Raw genomic sequence first — 24,384 nt, forward strand, 5'->3', positions numbered from 1 at the left:
TCGCCGTGGTCCGGACCAATCGGCCGGAAACCGCCGCTCCGGCCGTTCACGCGGCGCTCAGCCGCGTGAACGGGGCCTTTCCGGTCGCTCATCCCCCGGCGAACGGCGGGAGGACGTCCAGGTGGGACCCGTCACCGAGCGCGCGGCCTCGATCGCGGACCGCCACCTCGTTGACCAGGAAGCTCGCCGCGTCGAGAACACGGGAAAGTTGCCCGGGGTGCAGCTCGCGGAGCGCCTGGACGGCGTCCGCCACCGTCGCGCCCGCCGCCAGTTCCACCTTCTCCTCCTCGGTGCCCGCCGCGGCCCGCGCCGAGGCGAAGTACCGGACGACGACCGTCACCGGGGAAGCGGGCACAGTAGGAGAGGTCATGGCTCAACCGCCGATCGCGCTCATCGGCCGGATCGGCTGCGCGAAGCCGGCCTCGTTGATCTCGTGGCCCGCGAGCTTGCGCCACATCGTGTCGCGCCAGGCGTCCGCCACCTCCTCATCGCGCGCGCCCGCGCGCACGAGGGAACGCAGGTCCGTCTCGTCGTTCGAGAAGAGGCAGGAGCGGACGGCTCCGTCGGCGGTCAGCCGGGTGCGCTCGCAGGCGGAGCAGAACGGCCTGGTCACCGACGCGATCACGCCCACGTCGCCCGGTCCGCCGTCGACCAGCCAGCGTTCGGCGGGCGCACCGCCGCGCGGAGCCGGGAACGGCGACAGGGTGAAGGCCTCGCCGAGCATCGCGAGGATCTCCTCGGCGGTGATCATGTCGCGGCGGTTCCAGCCGTGCTGCGCGTCCAGCGGCATCTGCTCGATGAACCGCAGGTGGTAGCCCTCTTCGAGGCAGAACCGCAGCAGCGGCACCGCCTCGTGCTCGTTGTATCCGCGCATCAGCACCGAATTGATCTTCACCGGCGACAGCCCGGCGTCGCGGGCGGCGGCGAGGCCGGCCAGCACGTGCGGCAGCCGGTCGCGGCGGGTCAGCTCGGCGAAGCGCTCGCGGTCGATGGTGTCCAGCGACACGTTGATCCGGTCGAGCCCGGCCGCGACGAGGCCGGGGGCGCGTTTGGCCAGCCCGATCCCGTTGGTGGTCATGGACACCCGGGGGCGCGGTTCGAGCGCGGTGATCCGCTCGACGATCTGCTCCAGCCCCGGGCGCAGCAGGGGTTCGCCGCCGGTCAGCCGGATGTCGGTGACGCCGAGCAGCTCCACTGCGATCCGCATGAGCCGGACCAGTTCGTCGTCGGAGAGCACCTGCTCGCTCGGCATCCAGTCGAGGCCCTCGGCCGGCATGCAGTACGTGCAGCGCAGATTGCACCGGTCGGTGAGGGAGACGCGCAGGTCGGTCGCGACGCGGCCGAAGGAATCGACGAGACCGGGGTGCTCGGGCCGGGGCGTGCCGGACGGGCCTCGGTTGCCGGGGACGCGAGGAAACCCGAGATGTACTGCTGTCATTACGCTCAGGATAGCTTGCGAGGCCGGAAAAGGCAGTCTTGCGAAAAGCTGGGAAACCACCCTCGGTTCCGATGTGGAGGCACTCGGTGAGCACTGCTGAGACCAATGGTGAGCTGACTCACTTCGCGGAGTTGGCGGCTCAGCTGCGCACGCACCTCGTCCTCCGGCACGCGCGCGACGCCGCCCGCGAAGGGCTCTCGGCGACCGAGCTGCAAGCTCTCGAACTCGCCGGGCAGGCCGCGGATTCCCTTACCCCAGGCCGAATCGGGCAGCTCACCGGCTTGTCGACGGGTGCGGTGACCGGCGTGCTCGACCGGCTGGAGAAGTCCGGTCTGGTGCTCCGCGAACGCGACCGGACCGATCGCCGGAAGGTGCTGGTGACGATCACCGAGGCGGGCCGGGAACGCCTCGACGCGATCTCCGCGCGGGACGCGCGGCGTCTTGCCCGGGTGCTCGCGGAGTTCACTTCCGCAGAACGGAAAGTCCTCGGGCGTTATCAGTTCGCAATGCTCGAAGCGTTACGCGAAAATGCGCATCCCGCATAGCTTTTCCGCATCTGCGGGGATAATGTTCCGGCCATGCCGCAATTTCGGTTGTCCGAGGCCGCTCGGCTGCTCGGCGTAAGCGACGACACCGTCCGCCGGTGGGTTCGCGCGGGTCAGTTGACCGCGACGGACGACGCCGCGGGCCGCAAGGTCGTCGACGGCGCGCAGCTCGCCGGGTTCGCCAGGGCACAAGCGTCCGAACCGGACGATCCGTCGGCGGTCGGCCGCTCCGCCCGCAACCGCTTCGTCGGGCTCGTCACCGAGGTCGTCGCCGACAAGGTGATGGCACAGGTCGAATTGCAGTGCGGGGCGCACCGAGTGGTGTCACTGATGAGCACCGAGGCGGTCCGCGAACTCGGGCTGCGCCCGGGCGTGCTCGCGGTCGCCGTGGTCAAGGCGACCACCGTCGTGGTGGAAACCCCGGAAGGATCCAGATGAAGAAGCTCGCCCTCGTCGGTGCCGCGGCGCTCGCGCTGTTCGCCAGTGCCTGCAGCTCCGGCGACCAGCCCAGCTCCAACCCGGGTGCGGGTTCCGCGTCCGCTCCCGCCCCGGGCGGTGCGAGCGGCACGCTGACCGTGTTCGCCGCGGCCTCGCTCACCGAGTCGTTCAACGCGCTGGGCAAGCAGTTCGAGGCCGCGCACCCGGGCGTCAAGGTCACCTTCGACTACGAGGGTTCTTCCTCGCTGGTGCAGAAGCTGGACAACGGGGCCAAGGCCGACGTGTTCGCCTCAGCCGATCAGAAGAACATGGACAAGGCGGTGCAGGACGGCGTGATCGACGGGCAGCCGACCGTCTTCGCCACCAACAAGCTCGCGATCGCCGTGGCCAAGGGGAATCCGAAGGGCATCAAGACCTTCGCCGACCTGACCAAGCCGGGCCTGAACGTGGTCGTGTGCGCGCAGCAGGTGCCGTGCGGTTCGGCCACGCAGAAGGTCGAGCAGACCACCAAGACCACGCTCAAGCCGGTGAGCGAGGAGACGAACGTCAAGCAGGTGCTGGCCAAGGTCCAGTCGGGCGACGCCGACGCCGGGCTGGTGTACGTCACCGACGCGACGTCGGCGGCGGGCAAAGTGGACAAGGTCGACTTCCCGGAGTCCTCGGGCGCGGTGAACCAGTACCCGATCGCGGTCGTGAAGAACGCTCCGCAGGCGGCGCTGGCGAAGCAGTTCACCGACTTCGTCCTCGGGGCGCAGGGCAAGGCCGAACTGGCCAAGATCGGCTTCGGCCCTGGCAAGTAAGGCGGGCGCGGCGGCCGAGACCCGGCCGCCGCACGCCCGGGTTCCGCTGATCCTCTGGTTCCCCGCCGTCGCCGCGCTCGCGCTCGTCGTGCTGCCGGTGGTCGGCCTGCTCGTGCGGTCCGATCTGACCCGGCTGCCGTCGCTGCTGGTCACGTCGTCGTCGCTGAACGCGCTCCGGCTGTCGCTGGTGACCGCCGCACTGTCCACAGTGGCCTGTGTGGTGCTCGGCGTTCCGCTGGCGATCGTGCTGGCCCGCTCCCGGGTGCCGGGCGTGCGGATGCTCCGGTCGATCGTGCTGCTTCCGCTCGTGCTGCCGCCGGTGGTCGGCGGCCTCGCCCTGCTGTACCTGCTGGGCCGCAAGGGTTTCCTCGGCATCCTGATCAACTGGCTGACCGGCGAGCAGGTGCCGTTCACGACGGCCGCGGTGGTCATCGCGCAGACGTTCGTGGCGATGCCGTTCCTCGTCGTCAGCCTGGAGGGCGCGCTGCGCGGCTCCGGCGACCGCTACGAGCAGGTCGCTTCGACGCTCGGCGCGCGCCCGTGGACGGTGTTCCGCCGGGTGACGCTGCCGTTGCTGCTGCCCGCGCTGGGCTCCGGCGTCGTGCTGAGCTTCGCTCGTGCGCTGGGGGAGTTCGGTGCGACCATCACGTTCGCGGGCAGCTTGGAAGGCGTGACCCGGACGCTGCCGCTCGAGGTCTACACGCAGGCCGAAGTGGACATCGACAGCGCGGTCGCGCTCGCGCTGCTGCTCATCGTGGTCGCGATCCTGGTCATCGCGGTCGCGCGGCCGCGGTCGTGGGAAGGCGGGCTGCGGTGACCCTGTCGGCGAAGCTGGCGCTGACCCGCGGCGAGTTCTCGCTCGACGTCGAGTTCACCGTTCCCGGCGGCACCGTGCTCGCGCTGCTCGGGCCCAACGGCTCCGGGAAGTCCACTGTGCTCGGCAGCCTCGCCGGCCTGCTGCCGGTGACCTCGGCCGACGTCACGCTCGCCGACCGGCGGCTGGCCGGGACGGGCGTCGACCTGCCGCCGCACGAACGGCGGATCGGCCTGCTGTCCCAGGACGCGCTGCTGTTCCCGCATCTGTCCGCGATGGACAACGTCGCGTTCTCACCGCGCTCGACCGGTACCGGCCGGACGGAGGCGCGGACGATCGCCTCGCGGTGGCTGGCCGAAGTGGACGCGGCGGAGTTCGCGAACCGGCGGCCGAGCCAGCTGTCCGGCGGCCAGCAGCAGCGGGTGGCGATCGCGCGAGCGCTGGCCTCCGCACCGGATCTGCTGTTGCTGGACGAACCGTTCGCCGCGCTCGACGTTGACTCGGCCCCGGCGATCCGCGGTTTGCTGCGCCGGGTGCTGCGCGACGGCCCGACGACCGTGCTGGTCACACACGACCCACTGGACGCGCTTGCGCTCGCCGACCACGTCGCGGTGATGAACGGCGGCCGGATCGTCGAACGCGGACCGACCCGGGAAGTACTGGCCGCGCCGCGGACGCCGTTCACCGCGCGGATCGCCGGGCTGAACCTGGTGTCCGGGGTGGCGGTGAACGACGGATTGCGCACGCCGTCCGGCGAAGTGGTGACGGGTTTGCTGACGCCGGACACCGTGGCGGGCGAGGCGGCGGTCGCGGTGTTCGCGCCGAACGCGGTCGCCGTTTATCCGCACGACGGCGAGCACCACGGCAGCCCGCGCAACACGACCGAAGCCGTCGTCGCGGCGCTCGAACCGCACGGGCCGGTGATCCGCGTCCGGACCGAGGGCAGCGGCTGGGCACACGGCCTGACCGCCGACCTGACCCCGGCGGCGGTCGCGGAACTCGCGCTGGAGCCCGGTTCGGCGGTGGCGCTGTCGGTGAAGGCCGCGACCGTGGCGGTGCACCCGGCCGCGGCCTCCTGATCCCTCGCCATCTCGTCGCGACGATGCGCAGGCTGGGCCGCGTGGCTCCCACCGATGTCGATGAGGGAAAGCCTGACGGGCGAGCGGGGGCAGCTTCGCGCTCAGCCGCCACTGCGTCCGCGCTGAGAGAACCCCAACGTGGCATTGGGTGCGTGGGACGCACCGAACGCCGCATTGGGTGCGTCAGATGCACCCAATGCGGCATTGGGACGCTCGCTGCCCGGGCTGGCTGTTCCGGGTCAGCCGCCGTGGTGGTGGCCGCCGCCGGGGTGCACGTGGAACTTCGCCACCTCGGGCGGGTGCACGACGAACGGCCGCATCATCCCCTCGTCCTCGTGGTCGAGGATGTGGCAGTGGTACATGAACTCGCCGGTGCCGCCGCTGAACTGGCCCGCGACGCTCACCCACTGCCCGGGATCCACGATGATCGTGTCCTTCCATCCCTCCTCGTACTTCTCCAGCGGGATGTCGGCGAATCCTTCGATCGGCTTGGCCGTGCGCTCGGCGGCCGGGTCGAACGTCGTGGTGAAGCTGCGGCGGAAGAGCGCCTGGAATTCGGTCAGGTGGATGTGGAACGGATGCGCGGGCCCGCCGTTCGCGACGTGCACGATGTTCCACACGGCCCAGTTGCCGTGGTTGATGAAGATGCCGGTGGTGTCGTCGAAGATCCGGCCCACCATCCGGAACGTCTTCAGCCCGCCCGCCGGGTCGTTGATCTGGATGATCCCCTTGCCGCCCGGATCGGCGTCGACCTGCTCCAGGTCCCACATCTCCGGATGGCCGTCGGCGTTGAGCAGCAGCGCGACCCAGACGTGGTCGTGGTCCTCCGGCAGCGTCGAACCGTGCTTGATCCGGACGTACGACGACGAGAGCTTTTCGGGCAGCTCGAACGAATCGTGCCGGGCGCGGCTGTCCACCCGGAACTCCATGACGTCCGGTTCGACCCCGCCGAGGCGCGGATCGGCGTTGCGCAGCTTGAGTTTCTGCCCCTTGAACCGGCTGAAGTCGATCAGTACGTCGAACCGTTCGGCGGGCGCGACGGTCAGGCCGCCGGACGGCAGCGGCGCGGGAGCGGGCAGCAGCCCGCCGTCGGTGCCGATCAGGCGGACGGCGTCGTTCTGCGGCACGTTGTTCTCGTCGACCAGGTTGAGCGTGAAGAACCGTTCGTTGGCCGCGTTGAGCAGCCGGAAGCGGTACCAGCGCGCGCTGACGTCGAGGTGCGGCCAGATCACCCCGTTGACCAGCGTGAACGGACCGGAGAACGGGATCATCGGCCCGTTCGGCACGTACGGGAACTTGTACAGCAGCTGTCCGGTGAGCTGCCCGGTCGCCGGGTCGGTGTCGAGGTTGCGGTCGGTCAGGATCAGCGGGAGTTCGCGATCGCCGCTGGGCAGGTCGAGCTCGTCCTCCTCGTCGTCGCGGATCAGGTACAGGCCGGCCAGGCCGGTGTGGACGTTGAACCGGGTGATCGCCATGGCGTGGTCGTGGTACCAGAGCGGCATCGCCTGCTGCCGGTTCTGGTATTCGGCGAGCTGCGAAGTGCCGGGAAGACCGGCGTTGTGCGCCCATCCGTCGTTGCCCGCGTTGGTGCGCGCGCCGTGCAGGTGCACCACGGTCCAGGCGGGCAGGTCCGCGACGCCGTCGACGATCGAGTAGCCGGGCCGGTCGAGCTCGCGGCCGGGGCGGGTGGTCGGCCCGTCGGCCACCGGTCCCTGCACGGCGACCAACGGGAACTTGCCTGCTATTTCGTTCGACCACGAAATCCGCAGTTGTTTGCCGCTGCGCACTTCGATTGTCGGCCCCGGGTAATGTCCGGCATAAGTCCACAATGTACTCGGCGGCAATTGCGAGTGCAGCCGTTGCTGCTTCGCCACCATCGGAATGGTGATCATGTCCTGGCCCCACCACGGCGGCCGCAGCACCGGCGGAACCGGCAGCGGGTCAAGGAACTTGGTGAGCCCCTAGTTCGGCCCGGTGATCGGACCCGCGGCGGCCGGCCGTTCGGCAATTTCGGTCATCAGGTTGTTCCCCCTTCAGGAAAAGGGGCAGGAAGAATTGCGCAACGGCGAATGCGCCGGTGCTTACGGAAAAGATTCCCCCGAACCCCCTCGGTAACTGGTAGCGCGACTCCCCTCGCGTTACCGGCGATTTCCACTGTAGCCGTTTTTGTCGTATGCCGCAGGCGTCTCGCGCGCGTGATAGGTTTTCGCGCATGAGCGAAGGCCGGTGGACGTATCTCTCCGACATGGACGGTGTGCTGGTCAGGGAGGAACACCTCGTCCCGGGGGCGGACGAGTTCCTCGCCGAACTGCGGAACAACGATATCGACTTTTTAGTGCTCACCAATAACTCGATCTACACCCCGCGCGACTTGCGGGCGCGGCTGCTGCGGACCGGTCTGGACATCCCCGAGGAGTCGATCTGGACCTCGGCGCTCGCGACCGCGAAGTTCCTCGCCTCGCAGCGGCCGAACGGCTCGGCGTTCGTGATCGGCGAGGCCGGGCTCACCACGGCGCTGCACGAGGTCGGCTACGTGCTGACCGAAAGCGACCCGGACTACGTCGTGCTCGGCGAGACCCGCACGTACAGCTTCAGCGCGATCACCCGCGCGATCCGGCTGATCGAGGGCGGCGCGAAGTTCATCGCGACCAACCCGGACGCGACCGGCCCGAGCGTCGAGGGTTCGATGCCCGCCACCGGGTCCGTCGCGGCGCTGATCGAGCGGGCCACCGGCCGCTCGCCGTACTACGTCGGCAAACCGAACCCGCTGATGATGCGGTCCGCGCTGCGCCGACTGGGCGCGCATTCGGAGTCGACGCTCATGATCGGCGACCGGATGGACACCGACGTGCACTCCGGGATCGAGGCCGGGCTGCAGACCATCCTGGTGCTCACCGGCATCTCGAACGAGGAGTCGGTGGAGAATTATCCGTACCGGCCGACGAAGGTGATCGGCTCGGTCGCCGACCTGATCGGGCGAACGCTCGACCCCTTCGGCGAAGGCTGACCGCCCACCGCCCGGGAACAGGGCATATCGTCGAACAATGAGCGTCTATGTGGTGGGCGACGTCCACGGGCACCGGGACGCCCTGGTTGACGCACTGCGCGCCGAGGGCCTGGTCGACAGCGACGGCAAGTGGGCCGGCGTCGACGACCGGTTGTGGTTCCTCGGCGACTTCACCGACCGCGGCCCGGACGGCGTCGGGGTGATCGACCTCGTGCGCGAACTGCAGGAGCAGGCGGCGGAGTCGGGCGGCTCGGTGCAGATGCTGCTCGGCAACCACGAGATCCTGCTGCTGGGGATGTACCACTTCGGCGACCGCCCGGTGCCGTCCGACTTCGGGCCGCGCAGTTTCGCGCGCAGCTGGGAGATCAACGGCGGGCTGCTGTCGGACCAGGACCGGCTCACCCCCGAGCACATCGAGTGGCTCACCGAACGCCCGCTCGTCGCGGTCGACGAGGACCACCTGCTGCTGCACTCGGACACCCTCGAGTACCTCGACTGGGGCGAGGACCTCGACTCGATCAACGCCACCGCGCACGACATTCTTTCCGGCAGCAACATCGAGGCCTGGTGGGACGTGTGGCGGCGGATGACCACCCGGTACGCCTTCCGCGGCCCGGACGGCGAGGAGAACGCCGAGCGGCTTCTCAAGACGCTCGGCGGCTCGCGGATCGTGCACGGGCACAGCGTGATAGCCGACCAGTTGGGCATCCACCCGACGCAGATCGAGGGCCCGTACCTCTACGCCGGCGGGAAAGCGCTGGGCATCGACGGCGGCCTGTTCGTCGGCGGTCCGTGCCTCGTGGTGAAGCTGCCCTTCGAGCCGGAGGACTAGCCGGCGGGGGCGTACCGCAGCTCGAGAATCCCGGACGGGAAGGCAGTGCTTGTGACCAGGCGCAGCCGCCGGGCTTCGGCGAGCTCCGGGAACAGCGCCGCGCCCTTGCCGGTGACGGCGGGGAGCACCCAGAGCCGGTACTCGTCGACCACGCCGAGCTTGATCAGCGAGTGCAGGAATTCGGTACCGCCCGCGGCGACGAGATCCTTGCCGGGCTCAGCCTTGAGCTTGGCGATCTCCTCCGCGAGGTCCCCGCTGGCTATGCGGGTCTCGGGCCAGTCCGCAGTGGTCAGGGTTCTGGAGAAGACGACCTTGGGAATCGCGTTCATCGCCTTGGCCGAGGGGTGGTCTGAGGTGGGCCAGAAGCCTGCCATGGCCTCGTAAGTGTTGCGGCCCATGAGGAAGGCCCCGGCCTCCCAGAGCTGGTCGACGAAGTATTTCTCCTGCTCGGGGTCGTCGATGGACATCATGACGTCCCGGATGCCGTTGTCGGCGTCGGCGCTCTTGCCGTCCAGCGAGACGTAGAAACCGAGGATCAGCTTGCGTGTGGTTGCCATGCGACACAGCTTGCTGCCGATGGTTTGAGTTGTCAAGACAAAATTATTTTTCGGTGGGCGTTAGGGGGAGACAGCTGGTCGGAGGCCGGAAGACGGCGGATCCTGGAGGTCGTGCCCGTCTGGCAGATCGCGACATCGAGCGCGGCTGGATCGCTGATCGCGTTGATCGGCGTATTCGCCGGAGTCGTGGCGACGACGCGGACACAGCGACGGCACTGGGCGCGCGACAAGCTCGCCGAGGCGTGCCGGGACATCGTCCAAGAAGCGACGCGCGTCCAGCGCGCATTCCTCCGGAGGCGGGAGGACGGAGCCGCGCAGATCGATTGGGTGGCCTGGAACCAGGCGTTGTCCAGCCTCTGGCTCTTCGGCGACGACCGGCTCGCGCGTGCCGCCGCGCGGATGGACGAGACGTTCTTCCTCGTCAACCACGCCATCCGGAAAGGCGAGATCGCGGATCTCGCCTCGTGGCGCAACGCCCGGGACGCCATGGAGTCCGACCGGCTCGCCTTCATCAACTACGCGCGAAGAGGAGTCTTGAACGCGAAGCTGACGATTCGCACGCCGCTGAACTCCCGGCCGGACGTCGACCCGCGCGACCCCGGCGACCAGACGAGCCAGTGATCCGGGGGCGAGCTCACGCGTCCACGATTTCCTTGCCCAGCGGCATCAGCGAGATCGGGATCATCTTGAAATTCGCCAGCCCCAGCGGGATGCCGATGATCGTGAGGCATTGCAGCGTCCCGGTGATCAGGTGGCCGATGCTGAGCCACAGGCCGGCGACCAGGAACCAGATCACGTTGCCTACGAACGAGCCCACCCCGGCCTCGCGCCGGTCGACGACGGTGCGGCCGAACGGCCACAACGCGTAGTTCGCGATCCGGAACGACGCGATGCCGAACGGAATCGTGACGATCAGGACGCAGCAGACGACTCCGGCGAACAGGTAGCCCAGCGCCATCCAGAAACCGGCGAGGACGAGCCAGATTACGTTGAGGATCAGTCGCATCAGACGTACAACTCCCCGCTCACTACGGTGACGGCCTGGCCGCGCAGCAGCACGCGGTCGTCGCGGACTTCGGTGCGGACGGTTCCGCCTCGGGCGGAGAGTTGCTGTCCGACGAGGGTGGTTTTGCCCAGTTGCCGCGCCCAGTACGGGGCCAGCGAGCAGTGTGCGGAACCGGTGACCGGGTCCTCGTCGACGCCTACGCCGGGGCCGAAGAACCGGCTGACGAAGTCGTCGCCCGCCGCGGTGATGATGAGCCGCCCGGTCCACGTGGCGCGGAGGGCGTCGAGGTCCGGCTCCGCGTTCCGGACCGCTTCGACGCTGTCGAGCACCGCGAAGAGGTTCTCGCGAGCGCGTCCGGTGAACCGTGCGGGCTCCTTGAGGATGGGGGAGAGGTCTTCGCCGGTCTCGACGGGCGGGTCGGCGGGGAAGTCCATCTCGATCCAGCCGTCGGCCTTGGTGCACGTCAGCCTGCCGCTGAGGGTGTCGTAAACCTGGTGCCCGCCAAGGACATGCGTGACCGCGATGGTGGCGTGCCCGCAGAGCGAGACCTCGTCGGTCGGGGTGAACCAGCGGAGCGATTTCGCGCCCTCGCCGGTGTTGACCACGAATGCGGTCTCGGAGTGCTTCATCTCCGCCGCGACCTGCTGCATCCACCCGGCGTCCGCGGGCTGGTCGAGCACGACGACGCCGGCCGGATTGCCGGCGAAGGCTTGGTCGGTGAAGGCGTCGACGAGGTGGAATTCGTTCCGGGCACTCGGGTCCATGAAACCGATCCTGCCCGGCTGGCCGGTCGCCGGCATCGGGGATTAGCCCTGAATTCTCAGCGCACGCCCTCTTCGATGGTCTCCAGCAGCCATTTCCGCAGGTGCGAGCCCGTCGACGGGGTGAAATTCAACCGGAATCCGCCGTCGGCCAACGGTTCCGAGAACGTCAGGTATCGCCCGCCGTCGGTGTCCACGAACGTCGCGGTCGAGACCGGGCGGAGCGTGCCTTGCCCTGGGCGCAGCGAAAGTTCCACGGTCCCGTGCCGGTGCAGCGGCCATTGCGAGTACCCGGCCAGCGCGTCGCGGTCCTGGCGCGACGGCGCGGGAGCCTCGGCGCCTCGTTTCGGGGGCGCTTGAGTGATCGCGACCGGGGACACGGGCAGCGCCCGATAGGGCGGGAACATGCTCAGCACCAGGTCTACCAGCCGCTCCGGCCGGACTTGCCGGAAGCGGAGCCCGTCGTCGACCTGTTCGGAGAACACGCCGAGGCCCTCGCCGATGCACGCGCGGTACAGCACGATCCCGGACGGCGGTTCGGCCGCGCGCACGATGATCAGCACGTCCGGCCTCGTCCAGGCACGAAGGGTCGCTTCGACGTCCCGGTCGAGTTTCTCCGCGTCAGCCAGCCCGCGGCCGCGCAGCGCGTTCCACGCTTCCTCGGCCAGCCGGTTGTGCTCGGTCATCGTCGCGCCCGCGCTGCGGATCTCGAACGGATGCCACGACGCGGGCAGCCCGGTGCGCCGCACCGCCACGTCGGTCTCGGTCCAGCCCAGGGAGAATTCCTCTGGCAACGTCCCAGTCCCCTCGTGCACGAAACAACCCGCACCGAGGGTAGCGGAACGCGCACGACGATCAGCCGCTCGTGCGAGCGCACCCCATAACGAGGGTGGCGGAAAGGTCCGAAATCGAGCTTAGACTCTGCTTCGTCGACGAAGACCGCCACGGGAGGCACCCATGCCTGACGCGCCTGCACTGCCGAGTTACGCCTCCGGGACCTCCAGCGTCCCCCTGCTCGGCGACACGATCGGGGACAATTTCGACCGCACGGTGGCCGCGTTCGGCGACCGGGACGCGCTCGTCGACCGCGAGGCAGGCGCCCGCTGGACCTACCGCGAACTCGCCGCCGAGGTCGACACCCTCGCGCACGGGCTGCTGGCGTCGGGCATCGGCAAGGGCGACCGCGTCGGCATCTGGTCGCCGAACCGGGCGGAATGGACGTTCCTCCAGTACGCGACGGCGAAAATCGGCGCGATCCTCGTCAACATCAACCCGGCCTACCGCTCGCACGAACTGCAGTACGTGCTCAACCAGGCGGGCATCCGGATGCTCGTGGCCGCGGACAAGTTCAAGACGTCCGACTACGGGGCGATGATCGAGGAGGTCCAGCCGTTCTGTCCCGGACTGGAAGCGGTCGTGCTGCTCGGCACCTCGTCGTGGACCGACCTGATGGAGTCCGGCCGCGGCGGCGACGCGGAGCGGCTCGCGCGGCTGCAGGCCGGCCTGTCCGCGGACGACCCGATCAACATCCAGTACACGAGCGGCACCACCGGTTTCCCCAAGGGCGCGACGCTCAGCCACCACAACATCCTCAACAACGGCTATTTCGTCGGCGAGCTGTGCAATTACACCGAGGAGGACCGGGTCTGCATCCCGGTGCCCTTCTATCACTGCTTCGGCATGGTGATGGGCAACCTCGCGTGCACCAGCCACGGTTCGTGCATGGTCATCCCGGCGCCGGCGTTCGACCCGAAGGCCACGCTCGCCGCGGTCGCCGCCGAACGCTGCACGTCGCTGTACGGCGTGCCGACGATGTTCATCGCCGAGCTGAACCACCCCGAGTTCGAGACCTTCGACCTCGGCTCGCTGCGCACCGGCATCATGGCCGGATCGCCGTGCCCGGTCGAGGTGATGAAGCAGGTCATCGACCGGATGGGGATGACCGAGGTGTCCATTTGCTACGGCATGACCGAGACGTCGCCGGTGTCGACGCAGACCCGCGCCGACGATTCGGTGGAGCGCCGGGTGTCCACGGTCGGCCGGGTCGGCCCGCATCTGGAGTCCAAAGTGGTGGATCCGGAAACCGGACTCACCGTGCCGCGCGGCACCCCTGGCGAATTGTGCACCCGCGGCTATTCGGTGATGCTCGGCTATTGGGAGGAACCGGAAAAGACCGCCGAGGCGATCGACGCCGCGCGCTGGATGCACACCGGCGACCTCGCGATCATGGACGACGAGGGCTATCTCAACATCACCGGCCGGATCAAGGACATGGTGATCCGCGGCGGCGAGAACATCTACCCGCGCGAGATCGAGGAATTCCTTTACACGCACCCGGATGTGCTGGACGCGCAGGTGATCGGCGTGCCGGACGTCAAGTACGGCGAGGAATTGATGGCCTGGATCCGGATGCGCGAGGGCGCCGATCCGTTGACCACGGAGGCGGTGCGCGAGTTCTGCCAGGGCAAGCTGGCGCATTACAAGATCCCGCGCTACATCCACGTGGTCGAGGAATTCCCGATGACGGTGACCGGGAAGGTGCGCAAGGTCGAAATGCGCCAGCAGTCGGTGACTTTGCTGGGGTTGGAGCAGGCTGCGTCGCAGAAGCACGCGTGAGCCTTGTGAGTGTTTATGCCGGTTCTAACCGGCATAAACACTCACAAGGAGGTCAGGCGGAGGCGGCCGCGGCGGCTTCGGCGAGGGCTTTCTCGTCTTCCTCGCCGAAGGTGTCCTCGAGCTGCTCGGGCGAGTAGTCGAGGTCGATCTGCTCGACCGGCGTGCCCCGCGCGGATTCGATCGCACCGAGGCGTCGCTGGGCGCGGTCGGCGGCGTACTGGATCAATTCCTCGGGGTCGTTGTCAAACGGGACTTCCTCGAATTGGTCCTGCACCCACTGGATCATGCCGAGCGCGTGCGGCAGCAGTTCGCCCATGCGTTCCTGCACGGCGTCCCACATCGCGTCGTCCGCGGCGACGTGCCTGCGGCAGGTGAACGTGCCCCACGCCATGTGGCGGCGTTCGTCGTCGCCGATGCGGCGCACCAATTCCTGCATTCCCGGCAGGATCTGGTTCTGCGTGCAGATCAGCTGCCACGAGTAGTAGCCGGTGAGCGCGAGGCTGCCTTCGATCACGTGGTTGTACGTCACGCTCGCGCGGATCTGGTTGAGCGGACTGGGATCGGCCTCCAGCGCGCGCAGCGACTGCGGCAGTTCCTCGTAGAAAAGCTTGCGGTAGTGCGGGTTTTCCGCGACGTAGGAATGCAGGTCGTCGTCCAGCCCGACGGCGTCCATCCAGCGCCGGAAGACCTCGACGTGCTTGGCTTCCTCGAAACAGAACTGCGTCAGGTACATCTCGTCGCCGAACCGGCCGGTCGACGACATCGCGCGCATGAACGGCTGGATGTCCTCGGTCACCGCTTCCTCGCCCGCGATGAACTGCGCCACGAGATAGGTGGTCGAGCGCTGCTGCTCGGGCGTCAGGCTTTCCCAGCCCTCTCGTTCCTTGCTGAAATCGAGGTCCGCCGGGTTCCAGAACTTCTTGTTGCCCTTGACGAACAGCCGCAACGGGAACGAGTCCCAGTTCAGCCCGCCCTTGCGCAGGGACGAGAATCCGCTGCGCAGCTCCGGAAGCGTCTCGGTCATGACTGGCCCTCTCGTTTCACTCCATTGTGGACGAATTGGTCGATGGCGGGGGCGAGCACCGCGAGGACCGACTCGGCGGCCTCGGCCGCGGAATGCGTCGGCAGCACCAGGTGGCTCAGCGAGAGCCGGACCACCGTTTCGGCGAGCAGCGCGGCGGCCTCCGGGCTGAGCCGGGGTTCGAGCGCGAGGTACTGCTGCGCCGCGAGTTCGGCCGACGCGGTGAGGATCGGCTCGCCGCGCGAGGTCAGCAGGGGGAGCAGATCCTCGCCGGCTTCGGTGCCGAGCGCAGCGGCGATCAGCCGGTTCTCCCTGGCGTGTTCGATCGTGTAGACGACCGCGCCGCGGATGCCCGTGAGCAAACTCTCGGCGTCCTCGAAGCGGCACCGGATGCCGTCGAGGAATTCCGCCGCGACGCGCAGCGCGACGGCCTGCGTGAGCGCCGCCTTGCTGCCGAACTCGTTGTAGACCGTCTGCCTGCTGACCCCGGCTTTCGCGGCTACGTCGGCCATCCGGAGGCCCTGATGGCCGCGGTCGGGGAGCAGGTCCGCGGCCGCGTCCAGCAGCGTCTCGCGAAGCGTCGCCTTGGTCCGCTCGGTGAAGCTGGTCACACCGTCAGCTTGACACAGACTGAATCTGTGTCAAGAACCTTTACCTGGATGGTGCACGTGTACAAATGCGCGCCGGATTTGTCGGTGCGGACGGCTACCGTGTGGGACGTGGGCATCACGGTGGGGTTCGACCTCGACATGACATTGATCGACCCGCGGCCGGGCATGGTCGCGGCGATGAACGCGCTCGGCAAGAAGTCCGGGCTGCCGTTCGACGGAGAGGCGTTCGCCTCGAACCTCGGACCGCCGCTCGATCAGGCGCTGCGCGAGTTCGGCGCGCCCGAAGACCGGATTCCCGAGCTGATCTGGCAGTTCCGCGAGCTGTACCCGGAAACGGTCGTGCCGAGCACAGTCGCGCTGCCCGGCGCGGCCGAGGCGCTGGAGGCGGTCCGGGCGGCGGGCGGGCGAACGGTCGTGGTCACCGGCAAGTACGGGCCCAACGCGCAAATGCACCTCGACGCGCTGGGCATGAAGGTCGACGCGCTGGTGGGCGAGCTGTGGTCCACGCAGAAGGCGGCGGCCCTGCTGGAACACGAGGCACGGGCGTACGTCGGCGATCACCTCGGCGACGTACGGGGCGCGCGAGCGGCCAACGCGGTATCCGTTGCCGTGGCGACCGGGCCGTGCACCCGCGAGGAGTTGGCCGCCGAGGGAGCGGACATGGTGTTCGACTCGCTGGTCGAGTTCCCGGAGTGGTTTGCCAGGACGTTCGTGGAGACCGCGGTGTAAGCGCTGGTCAGCCGTGCTTTCCGGCGCGGGCTTCCTGGATCAGCGCGATCAGGCCGAGGAGCAGGCCGAGCGGAGTGATCACCCCGGCGGCCGCGCTGAGCCACACCGGCAGGTTCTCGAGCCCGGCGGCGAACATCACGAACACCGTCGCCACCGCGAGCATGCCGATGGCGAACAGGCCGATGCCGAGCCGCATGAGGATCGGTTTGCCGGTCTGCTTCGCTGCGTTCTCCATGGGGTGAGAGTAACGGGACTATCCGCTTCTCCCCAGCGCCTGTGGCGAGATACGCTTGTCGGACGCGCGCCTCGAGATCGCTCGGGGCGCGTTCGTCGTGACCTGCACAGCAGAAGGACTGGTGAGGGAAGTGCCGACCGGCAAGGTCAAGTGGTACGACGCGGAGAAGGGGTTCGGCTTCGTCACACAAGACGGCGGTGCGGACGTCTACATCCGCAAGGCCGCGCTGCCCCACGGCGTGGAGGGCCTGAAAGCCGGGCAGCGGCTCGAGTTCGGCGTGGCCGACGGCAGGCGCGGACCGCAGGCGCTCTCCGTCCGGCTGCTGGACCCGCCGCCGTCGGTCGCCGAGGCGCGCCGCCGTCCCGCGGAGGAGTTGCACGGCCTCGTCGAGGACATGATCAAGCTGCTGGAGCTGAAGGTCCAGCCGGACCTGCGGCGCAACCGGTACCCGGATCGCAAGAACACCAAGCAGATCGCGGAGATCATGCGGGCGGTCGCGCGCGACCTCGACCCGTGATCAGTCACGCCACCGCTTGAAACCGTGAAGGGCTCCGTGCGGGAATCTCCCCGCGCGGAGCCCTTCACGGCTTTGGCCGGATCAAGCAGGCTGTACCTGCAGCGACCACAGCGCCGTCGTGACCGCTTCGGCGTCGTTCGGGTCGCCGGTGCGGCTGATCACCGACGCCTGCGCGATCTCGACCACCACGATCTGGTCGTCCTTCGCGGGCGGCGTCGCGGTGTAGGCGTAGCGGTCGCGGGAGGTGATGATGTCCTCCTTGAGCGGCTGGGGCTCGCCCTTGCCGTTCACGTACTGCACGGTGACCTTCCACGGCGTCTCGGCGATCTCCTTCGGCACCGAGATCTGCACCGACCGGCCCGGCCGTACCTTGAGCTTGCCGGTCGCGCCGGGGTTGGCCGCGCACACGCCGGATTTGATGTCGCAGTTGCCGATCGGGGCGACGTTGATCGTGTGGCCGTCGGCGTAGAAAGTCACCTCGGCCGGGCCCGGCGCGGAACAGCCGGCCACCGCGAAACCACCGGCCGCGAGCACGGCCACCACCCGGGAACGTCGCATGGCCCGAGATTACCGGCGGCCTCGCGCGGGCCCCGGAGCGGGGAAGCTGCCGGTCGGCTCTGGGCGCAATGGGCGATTGCCGCCGAGGCCGGGCAGCAGTGAACCGCCGCGCTGCACCAGGAACGTCTGCGTCAGGCCGACCGCGAGCAAGAGCGTCACGACCAGGAAGCCGATCCAGTAGGTCGGCGGCAGCAGCAGCCCGACCGCGCCGCCCATGCACCACGACAGCTGCAGCACCGTCTCCGAACGCCCGAACGCCGAGGCGCGCGACTGCTCCGGCAGGTCTTCCTGGATCACCGCGTCGAGGCTGATCTTCGCCAGCGCGCTGGCCGTCGCGCCGATGAGACCGACGATCGCCGCGGTGGCGAGGCCGGGCAGCAGCGTCGCGATCAGCGTCGTCACGACGCACGCCGCCACACAGGCCACGATCACCTGGTCCGCCGAACCGAAGTGCAGCCGCGAACCCAGTGCGTTGCCGACGAATCCGCCGACGCCTGCCGCCGCGCCGATGATGCCCAGCAACAGCAACTGCACGAACGGGCTGTGCCCGGCGTGTTCGGTCTGCGCCTTCACCGCGAAAGCGGCGAACATCATCAGGAACCCGGTCAGCACGCGGACGGAACCGTTGCCCCACAAGGCAACGACGATGTGCCGTCCCATCGGCTGGCGCTGCCGTTTCTGCTTCGGCTCCGGCCGCGCGGACAGCGACGTCGGGACCTCGCCTTCGGTCACCTCGACCCACGACGGGATCCGCATCGACTGCACGGCCGCGGCCACGCAGATCACCGCGGTGAACCACAGCGCGCCGGAGGAGTTGGAGAGGCTGCTCACACCGCTGGCCAGCGCGCCGAACACGCCGCCCGCGATCAGGCCGAACACGGTGATCCGCGCGTTGGTTTTCGACAGCGTGATCTCCGGCGGCACCACGCGCGGCGTGACCGCCGCCTTCAGCACGGTGAACGACTTCGACAGCACCATCATCCCGAGCGCCGCCGGGTACAGCAGCCAGTCGTCGAAGTGCAGCGCCATCACGACGGCCATCAGGCCCTGTCCGAGCGACGACACGCACATCGCGAGCCGCCGGCCGCGCTGGATCCGGTCCAGCGCCGGGCCGATCACCGGCGCGACGAGCGCGAACGGCGCGATCGTGATCAGCAGGTACAGCGCGACCTTGCCCTTGCTCTCGCCGCTGGTCGCGGCGAAGAACAGGGTGTTGGCCAGTGCGATCGCCATCGCGGCGTCGCTGGCGTAGTTCAGCATCACCGCGTACATCAGCGAGGTGAGGCCGGACTTGTCCGCGCCGTCTGCCTTGGTGGCGCGCTGGAACGCGCCGATCGCCTGCCCGCTCAGCTGACGGCTGCGCAGCGCGGCGACGCGCGTGACGGTGAGCTTTTTCGGCAGCTTCGGAACCGACCCCGCGCCGGGGACGGCGGTGGTGTTGAAGGCTTCGTCCTGCTCGTCTTCGATGCGCGGCTCGCCCGCGTAGCCGCCGGTGTCGTAGTGCTCGTAGCCGGCGCTGCCGGGACGGTCGTCGTACGGCCGCGGGTGGACGGGCTCGGTGCGGTGGTCGCGCGGCGGGTACGGCCGGGCGCCGCGCGGGGGCGGCGGCGGGCGGTGTCCCATCGGGACGGCACCCGTGGGCGCTTCGTCGGCGTTCGGCTGAAACGGCGGCGCGTCGTCGTAGAAGGCGCTGCGCGGCTCCGGGCCTCGGGGATAACCGCGGGGAGGACGCTGATCGACGTGCTCGGTCCGCGGTTCGGCCGGGCGTGCGCGCGGAGGTTCGGCCGGGATGCGCTCCGGTCGGGCCCGCGGCGGCTCCGGCGCGTACTCCGGCGGAGCCTGGCGAACACGCTGGTCAACGGCCGGATCGACCCGGGTCGGCGGGGTGTCGCGCCACGAGCGGGCTTGCGCCGCGCCGGGCTCGGGAGTCCAGCGGCGCTTCTTCTTCCCACGGCCTTTGCCCGACTGCCCGCCGAGGGGGCTGTCGGAACCGGAGCGAGAGCTGAAGAGGGCCACGGTTCAATCCTGCCTCATCGGGGTCCCGCCCCGCCCGCTCACGTGCCGGTTCGCTGATTTTCCGGGACGAACTTCACGCGGAACGACGACTGCCACAGCTTTCCGGTCAGAAGGAATTCGTCGGTGCCTGGGATCGCGGCGATGCCGTTCAGCACGTCCTCGCCGGGCCGGGCGGACGTGCGAAGCCTGCTGGCGTCGATCTTCGCGGTGATCCGTCCGGTAGCGGCGTCGATGCGCAGAATGGTGTCGGTCTGCCAGACGTTCGCGTAGACGGTGTCGCCGACGCACTCCAGTTCGTTCAGCTGATCCTGGCCTACCTCGACGGAACCGGTGACCGCAAACGTTTGCGGATCACGGAACGTGAGCTTGGACGACCCGTTGCTCATCACCAGCCGCCCGTCGGGCTGGTGGCACAGTCCCCAGCCCTCGCCGTCGTAGCGAACGCGCCGCAGTTCGGCGAGCGTCTGGGAGTCGCGTTCGATCGCGATTCCGTCGCGCCAGGTCAGCTGCCACAGCTTCGGCCCGAGCACCGTGAGGCCCTCGGCGAACAGCGGCGACGGCACCGTCACCTGTTTGGCTGGTGCTCCGCCGGCCGGGCCCGCGGTGAGCGCGGACTTGCCTTCGAGCCCGCGACTCTCGTACAGCGTCGTGCCGGAGTACTCGAGCCCTTCGGTGAAGGCGGCCGAGTCGTGCGGCAGCGTTTCGAGCACCTGAACGGTGAGCTGTTCGGGCTGGGCGGGCGCGGCTTGGGTGCCCGCGCATCCGCCGAGCAGGGCGGCGGCCACCAGGGGCCAGACGATCCGGGTTCGCACGAGGAACAGCCTGGCACGGGCGGCGCGGATGCGTGCGGCACAATTGGGGGTATGACGCTGCTGTTGACCCTGGACGACGGCTCTCTCCACCGGAAGCTCGCGGACGCCGTCGAGGCGGCGCGGGAGGCCGTGCTGGCGGAAGCACCCGCTGACCAGGTCGGCCAGCACGTCGGCGTGGAGCGCGAGGACGCGGTCTCCGCGAGCCACCTGTTCGAAGCCTCGGTGCCCGGATATCGCGGCTGGCGCTGGTCGGTCACCGTCGCGGTGGCCGGGCCGGACGAGCCGGTCACGGTGAGCGAGCTGGTGCTGCAGCCGGGCCCGGAGGCCTTGGTCGCGCCCGCTTGGGTGCCGTGGGAGCAGCGGGTGCGCGCCGGAGACCTCGGCGTCGGCGACCTGTTCCCCGCGGACAAGGACGACCCGCGCCTCTCGCCCGCGTACCTCCAGTCGGACGACCCGGCTGTCGAGGAAGCGGCGCACGAGGTCGGCCTCGGCCGGGTTCAGGTGCTCTCGCGCTACGGCAGGCTGGACGCGGCCGCGCGCTGGCACGGAGGCGAGTTCGGCCCCCGTTCGGACATGGCCCGCAGCGCGCCCGCGACCTGCGGGACCTGTGGGTTCTTCGTGCCGCTGGCGGGTTCGTTGCGGGCTGCCTTCGGGGCGTGCACGAACGACATCGCGCCCGCGGACGGGCACGTCGTGGACGTGGCTTACGGGTGCGGCGCGCACTCGGAGGTGCGGGTCGAGGTGACGTCCTCGGTTCCGGTCGCGGAGCTGGTTTACGACGATTCGCTGATCGACTTCACGCCGGTTCCGGAGGCTGCTCCCGAGCCGGGCGTCGTCGCGGACCCCGCGGTGGTGGAAGAGGCGGCGGCTGCGGCTGCCGAGGAGACCGCCGCGGTCGCGGTGGTGGAGCCGGAGGCGGCCGCGGAGGTGGCGGTCGAGGAGGCTGCCGCTGAGGCGGCTTCGGACGTTCCTTCGGACGCCGTCGAACCGGTTGCCGAGGAGTCTGCGGCCGGGGAGCCGGTCGAGAACGCGACTGCCGAGCCGGTCGAGGGCGCGGACGTCGTCGAGGCTTCGGCGGCCGGCACCGCTGCTGAAGTGGTCGTCGAGGCGAGTGCCGATGCGGCTCCGGCCGAGGACGACACCGCGAAGCAGGACGACTCCGACGGGAGCGATGTCCTCCGGTGAACGAGGTCGCTGGGGGAGCGGCTGATCCTTTCGGGACAGTCCGGCTGCGGGAATCGGTGCTGAGCGCCTGGCGCGATTCGCCCACCCGCTTCACTGAGGACACCAACTCGGAACGCGACCTGCGCGTCGGCGCTTACCGCGACCGGTTGTTCGTCGAACTGGCACAAAACGCCGCCGACGCCGCGCAAATCGCGGGTGCCCCGGGCCGGATCCGAGTGTCCGTTGTGGACGGTGAACTGCGGTTCGCCAACACCGGCGCGCCGCTGGACACCCGAGGGGTCGAATCGCTGGCGTCGTTGCGGGCGTCGGCCAAGGAAGGCACCGTCGGCCGGTTCGGGGTCGGATTCGCGGCCGTCCTGACCGTCACTGACGAGCCTCGGGTGGTTTCGGCCTCGGGCGGGGTCGCGTTTTCCGCGCAGCGCACCCGGGAGGAATCCGGCCGGGACGGCGACGTTCCGGTGCTGCGGTTGCCGTTTCCCATCACGGAGCAGCCGGCGGACGGATTCGCCACCGAAGTGCGGTTGCCGCTGAAGGAATCCGGGCAGGGTCTGCTCGACGGCCTGGCGAACGAGATCGAAGACCTTCTGCTGGCGCTGCCGTGGCTCGCTGAGGCCGAAGTGGACGGTCGCAAGTGGACTCGACGCGGCGAAGAGATCGTCGAGATCACCTCGCCGACCGGACGACGGCGTTGGTTGAAGCACGGCGTCTGGGCGGTTCCGGTTGACGCCGACGGCGTACCGCAGCCCCTCGAAGACGATCTGCTGCACGCGCCGACGCCCACCGACGAAGGACTTTCGCTCCCGGCTCGGCTGATCGCCGAAGTGCCGCTGGAGCCGTCTCGCCGCCGAGTGCTTCCCGGTGCGGAGCTCACCCGCGCGCTGGAGAAAGCGGCGAGCGAATACGTCGATCTGGTCCGAGCGGTAGCCGCGGAGCATCGGCCGATCCTGGTTCCTGCCGCGGGTTTCCCGCAGTCCGCGGTGGACGCACAGCTGAAAGATCTGGTCTACGCTTCGCTGGCGCAGGAACCCTGGCTGGCCACTGTGGACGGTCAGGAGGTCTCCGGGCAGCAGGCGCGGGTGCTCGACATCGACGGACTGGCTCCGCTGCTGGCTGACGTCATTCCGGGCTTGGTGCAGGCGAATCCGCGGCTGCTCAAGCCGGTGTCCGCGCACATCCTCAGCATCGGCGACGTCCTCGAAGTCCTGACCGGCATCGACCGCGAGCCCGACTGGTGGCAGAAGCTCTACGCGGAGCTGGCGGTCGCGGTCGAGAGTCACGCGCTCAGTGCGAATCAGCTCGACGGACTGCCGGTCCCGTTGTCGGACGGGCGGACTTTGCCGGGTGTCAAGGGCGCGCTGCTCGTCGACGGCAGCAGTGAACTCCGCGAACTTCTGTCCGATGTGGACGTTCCCGGTCTCCGGCTGGTGCACCCGGCCGCGGCGCATCAATTGCTGGAACTGCTGGGGGCCAAGCACGCTGACGCGCGGCAGCTGCTCGAAGCGGAACAGCTGCAGTACGCGGTCGAGCACAGCGTCGCCGACGTTCAGTCCGGTTTGGACGGGATGAACCTCGCCGGTGCGGTACTCCGGCTGGTCACCGATTGCGGCGACCAGGCACCGGAGTGGATCGGCGCGCTGGCGCTGCCCGCGGAGGACGGCTGGCGCCGCGCGGACGAGCTGGTGCTCCCGACCTCGCCGTTGCTGGACGTCATCGACCCCGAGGTCTTCGAGCCCGGCGGCGCGCTTTCCGTGCTGGACGAGGAATTCGCGGAGGACTGGTCGACCGGGACTCTCGTCGCGGCGAAGGTGCTCGACTCGTTCGCGGTCGTGCTGGACGAGGATCCGCACGAACCTGACCACCACCTGCCGGACGAAGTGCAGTGGTGGGATTCGTTCGAGCAACCACCGACGACTGTCGTGTCCATCCGGGACCTCGACCTCGTCGCGGACGACGCCTGGCCGGACGCGCTCCGCTTGATCGCGTCGCGTCCGGACACGTGGCAGGCACTGCACAGCCCCGACGGCCACGCGGGCTGGTGGCTCGCGCGGTACGCCCTGCTGGCCGGCGAAGCGCCCGGCGCGTGGCGGCTCGCCTCGGCGACCGCGCTGGCTGGCCTGTACGACCCGGTCCCCGACCTCGACCTGAACGACGACCTGCTCCGCGCGGCCGGCGTCCGGACCGGACTGGACCTGGAGACCGCGGAAGACGTCACCGACCTGCTGGAGCGACTCGGCGACGCACAACGGACGCCGACCCCCGGCTTGGTGGCCCGCGCGCACGCCGCGCTGGTGGCCGCCCCGATCGACATCGCCGACGTCGACGCCCCCGCGCGAGTCCGCGCGGCGGACGGCAGCGTCGTCGAGGAAGCCGTGGTGCTGGACGTGCCATGGGTCGCGGCCGCACTCGACCCGGCGAAGATCCTGGTCGCGCCGGTCGAACCGGAACGGCTGGCGGAACTCCTCGACGTCCCGGTCGCGAGCAGCCTGAAAGCCGAGGTCGAGAGCGCCGGCGAGTACGTCGCGTGGGCCGACTTGCCCGCGCTCGCGCTCGCCGCGGACCAACTCGGCATCGCACTGCCGGACGGCGGGGTGCTGCTGCACGACCCGCTCACCGTGACGGTCGAAGGGGATACGGCGGAGGTGCCGTGGTGGCTGGACGACCGGCTGCACGCGGCGGACACGTCCGAGGGACTGGCGCGTGCGTTCGCGTGGGCGAGTGATCGCTGGGACGAGCGTTATCGCATCACGGCGCTGCTGGAAGACCCGGCGCCGCGGACGTTGCTGAACTGAGGTCGTGAGTGCTGGTCC

Annotated in this window: 26 protein-coding genes; 13 read left to right on the forward strand and 13 right to left on the reverse strand. The window is 69.4% G+C overall.

The features are described 5' to 3' along the window. Positions 1-88: 88 nt before the first annotated feature. Together H4281_RS43655 and moaA are read right to left on the reverse strand one after the other, a co-directional pair. Complete coding sequence (locus H4281_RS43655; RefSeq protein ID WP_182896717.1) at positions 89-370, reverse strand: MoaD/ThiS family protein; 282 nt, start codon at positions 368-370, stop codon at positions 89-91. Positions 371-373: 3 nt separating this feature from the next. Then, the gene (moaA, locus tag H4281_RS43660; protein WP_182896718.1) at positions 374-1,438 is read right to left on the reverse strand and encodes a GTP 3',8-cyclase MoaA; all 1,065 of its coding nucleotides are present in this window, start codon (positions 1,436-1,438) and stop codon (positions 374-376) included. A gap of 86 nt (positions 1,439-1,524) precedes the next feature. Here moaA and H4281_RS43665 point away from each other — a divergent pair, with 86 nt between their 5' ends. Genes H4281_RS43665 through H4281_RS43685 form a run of 5 tightly spaced genes read left to right on the forward strand, consistent with a single transcriptional unit; the run spans position 1,525 to position 5,114 of the window. Next, positions 1,525-1,983, forward strand: coding sequence for a MarR family transcriptional regulator (locus H4281_RS43665; protein WP_312872293.1), 459 nt, complete (start codon positions 1,525-1,527; stop codon positions 1,981-1,983). A gap of 33 nt (positions 1,984-2,016) precedes the next feature. Then, a complete protein-coding gene (locus H4281_RS43670) occupies positions 2,017-2,421 on the forward strand; it encodes a TOBE domain-containing protein (RefSeq protein WP_009083933.1) in 405 nt (134 codons plus the stop codon). Beyond that, positions 2,418-3,221, forward strand: coding sequence for a molybdate ABC transporter substrate-binding protein (gene modA / locus H4281_RS43675; protein ID WP_182896720.1), 804 nt, complete (start codon positions 2,418-2,420; stop codon positions 3,219-3,221). Before H4281_RS43670 ends, modA begins: the two co-directional genes overlap by 4 nt. 49 nt (positions 3,222-3,270) lie before the next feature. Further along, positions 3,271-4,038, forward strand: a complete 768-nt coding sequence (locus H4281_RS43680) for an ABC transporter permease (protein ID WP_182896745.1) — start codon at positions 3,271-3,273, stop codon at positions 4,036-4,038. Next, positions 4,035-5,114: a sulfate/molybdate ABC transporter ATP-binding protein gene (locus tag H4281_RS43685; RefSeq protein WP_182896721.1), complete on the forward strand. Its 1,080-nt coding sequence runs from the start codon at positions 4,035-4,037 to the stop codon at positions 5,112-5,114. Before H4281_RS43680 ends, H4281_RS43685 begins: the two co-directional genes overlap by 4 nt. A 239-nt stretch (positions 5,115-5,353) precedes the next feature. Here H4281_RS43685 and H4281_RS43690 read toward each other — a convergent pair whose 3' ends face one another. Next, positions 5,354-7,006: a multicopper oxidase domain-containing protein gene (locus H4281_RS43690; protein ID WP_246412793.1), complete on the reverse strand. Its 1,653-nt coding sequence runs from the start codon at positions 7,004-7,006 to the stop codon at positions 5,354-5,356. A gap of 320 nt (positions 7,007-7,326) precedes the next feature. On the opposite strand from H4281_RS43690, the gene H4281_RS43695 reads away from it, so the two are divergent. Both H4281_RS43695 and H4281_RS43700 read left to right on the forward strand, forming a co-directional pair. Then, positions 7,327-8,121 carry an HAD-IIA family hydrolase gene (locus H4281_RS43695; RefSeq protein ID WP_037361533.1) on the forward strand — a complete coding sequence of 265 codons (795 nt, stop codon included), beginning with the start codon at positions 7,327-7,329 and terminating at the stop codon, positions 8,119-8,121. 37 nt (positions 8,122-8,158) lie between these two features. Then, positions 8,159-8,953 carry a metallophosphoesterase family protein gene (locus tag H4281_RS43700; protein WP_182896722.1) on the forward strand — a complete coding sequence of 265 codons (795 nt, stop codon included), beginning with the start codon at positions 8,159-8,161 and terminating at the stop codon, positions 8,951-8,953. Here H4281_RS43700 and H4281_RS43705 read toward each other — a convergent pair. Beyond that, on the reverse strand, positions 8,950-9,510 hold the full coding sequence (locus tag H4281_RS43705; RefSeq protein ID WP_182896723.1) for a dihydrofolate reductase family protein: 561 nt from the start codon (positions 9,508-9,510) through the stop codon (positions 8,950-8,952). The two genes, H4281_RS43700 and H4281_RS43705, sit on opposite strands and share 4 nt — an antisense overlap. 111 nt (positions 9,511-9,621) lie before the next feature. Between H4281_RS43705 and H4281_RS43710 the strand changes: the two genes are divergently transcribed. Next, a complete protein-coding gene (locus H4281_RS43710) occupies positions 9,622-10,131 on the forward strand; it encodes a hypothetical protein (protein ID WP_182896724.1) in 510 nt (169 codons plus the stop codon). Positions 10,132-10,144: 13 nt separating this feature from the next. Here the strand turns inward: H4281_RS43710 and H4281_RS43715 are convergent, their stop codons facing one another. From H4281_RS43715 to H4281_RS43725, 3 genes are read right to left on the reverse strand one after another with little or no spacing between them, the layout of a single operon-like run. Continuing rightward, positions 10,145-10,516 carry a YccF domain-containing protein gene (locus H4281_RS43715; RefSeq protein ID WP_182896725.1) on the reverse strand — a complete coding sequence of 124 codons (372 nt, stop codon included), beginning with the start codon at positions 10,514-10,516 and terminating at the stop codon, positions 10,145-10,147. Then, complete coding sequence (locus tag H4281_RS43720) at positions 10,516-11,280, reverse strand: PhzF family protein (protein WP_182896726.1); 765 nt, start codon at positions 11,278-11,280, stop codon at positions 10,516-10,518. Before H4281_RS43720 ends, H4281_RS43715 begins: the two co-directional genes overlap by 1 nt. Before the next feature lie 56 nt (positions 11,281-11,336). Then, positions 11,337-12,092: an ESX secretion-associated protein EspG gene (locus H4281_RS43725; RefSeq protein WP_237597396.1), complete on the reverse strand. Its 756-nt coding sequence runs from the start codon at positions 12,090-12,092 to the stop codon at positions 11,337-11,339. A gap of 142 nt (positions 12,093-12,234) precedes the next feature. Between H4281_RS43725 and H4281_RS43730 the strand changes: the two genes are divergently transcribed. Then, positions 12,235-13,893 (forward strand): AMP-binding protein, encoded by a 1,659-nt coding sequence (locus H4281_RS43730; protein ID WP_182896727.1) that lies wholly within the window; start codon positions 12,235-12,237, stop codon positions 13,891-13,893. Positions 13,894-13,945: 52 nt separating this feature from the next. On the opposite strand, the gene H4281_RS43735 is transcribed toward H4281_RS43730, so the two are convergent. Then, positions 13,946-14,917, reverse strand: coding sequence for a R2-like ligand-binding oxidase (locus tag H4281_RS43735; RefSeq protein WP_182896728.1), 972 nt, complete (start codon positions 14,915-14,917; stop codon positions 13,946-13,948). Continuing rightward, the gene (locus H4281_RS43740; protein WP_182896729.1) at positions 14,914-15,525 is read right to left on the reverse strand and encodes a TetR/AcrR family transcriptional regulator; all 612 of its coding nucleotides are present in this window, start codon (positions 15,523-15,525) and stop codon (positions 14,914-14,916) included. The genes H4281_RS43735 and H4281_RS43740 overlap by 4 nt, the downstream gene beginning before the upstream one ends. 108 nt (positions 15,526-15,633) lie before the next feature. Between H4281_RS43740 and H4281_RS43745 the strand changes: the two genes are divergently transcribed. Beyond that, a complete protein-coding gene (locus tag H4281_RS43745) occupies positions 15,634-16,254 on the forward strand; it encodes an HAD family hydrolase (RefSeq protein WP_182896748.1) in 621 nt (206 codons plus the stop codon). 7 nt (positions 16,255-16,261) lie between these two features. Here the strand turns inward: H4281_RS43745 and H4281_RS43750 are convergent, their stop codons facing one another. Beyond that, positions 16,262-16,489: a hypothetical protein gene (locus H4281_RS43750; protein WP_067594726.1), complete on the reverse strand. Its 228-nt coding sequence runs from the start codon at positions 16,487-16,489 to the stop codon at positions 16,262-16,264. Positions 16,490-16,619: 130 nt separating this feature from the next. Between H4281_RS43750 and H4281_RS43755 the strand changes: the two genes are divergently transcribed. Then, on the forward strand, positions 16,620-17,006 hold the full coding sequence (locus H4281_RS43755; RefSeq protein WP_037718500.1) for a cold-shock protein: 387 nt from the start codon (positions 16,620-16,622) through the stop codon (positions 17,004-17,006). Positions 17,007-17,087: 81 nt separating this feature from the next. On the opposite strand, the gene H4281_RS43760 is transcribed toward H4281_RS43755, so the two are convergent. From H4281_RS43760 to H4281_RS43770, 3 genes are read right to left on the reverse strand one after another with little or no spacing between them, the layout of a single operon-like run. Next, a complete protein-coding gene (locus H4281_RS43760) occupies positions 17,088-17,564 on the reverse strand; it encodes a DUF2771 family protein (RefSeq protein WP_037807782.1) in 477 nt (158 codons plus the stop codon). A 9-nt stretch (positions 17,565-17,573) separates the two neighbouring features. Next, entirely contained in the window at positions 17,574-19,580 is a 2,007-nt protein-coding gene (locus H4281_RS43765; RefSeq protein WP_182896730.1) for an MFS transporter, read from the reverse strand. 38 nt (positions 19,581-19,618) lie between these two features. Beyond that, on the reverse strand, positions 19,619-20,392 hold the full coding sequence (locus H4281_RS43770) for a glutaminyl-peptide cyclotransferase (protein WP_182896731.1): 774 nt from the start codon (positions 20,390-20,392) through the stop codon (positions 19,619-19,621). A 51-nt stretch (positions 20,393-20,443) separates the two neighbouring features. Here H4281_RS43770 and H4281_RS43775 point away from each other — a divergent pair, with 51 nt between their 5' ends. Both H4281_RS43775 and H4281_RS43780 read left to right on the forward strand, forming a co-directional pair. Beyond that, the gene (locus H4281_RS43775; RefSeq protein WP_182896732.1) at positions 20,444-21,577 is read left to right on the forward strand and encodes a DUF3027 domain-containing protein; all 1,134 of its coding nucleotides are present in this window, start codon (positions 20,444-20,446) and stop codon (positions 21,575-21,577) included. Beyond that, the gene (locus H4281_RS43780) at positions 21,574-24,366 is read left to right on the forward strand and encodes a sacsin N-terminal ATP-binding-like domain-containing protein (RefSeq protein ID WP_182896733.1); all 2,793 of its coding nucleotides are present in this window, start codon (positions 21,574-21,576) and stop codon (positions 24,364-24,366) included. Before H4281_RS43775 ends, H4281_RS43780 begins: the two co-directional genes overlap by 4 nt. Positions 24,367-24,384: the final 18 nt, after the last annotated feature.

The organism is Amycolatopsis dendrobii (assembly GCF_014145675.1).
In the GTDB taxonomy this organism is placed as follows: Bacteria; Actinomycetota; Actinomycetes; order Mycobacteriales; family Pseudonocardiaceae; genus Amycolatopsis; species Amycolatopsis dendrobii.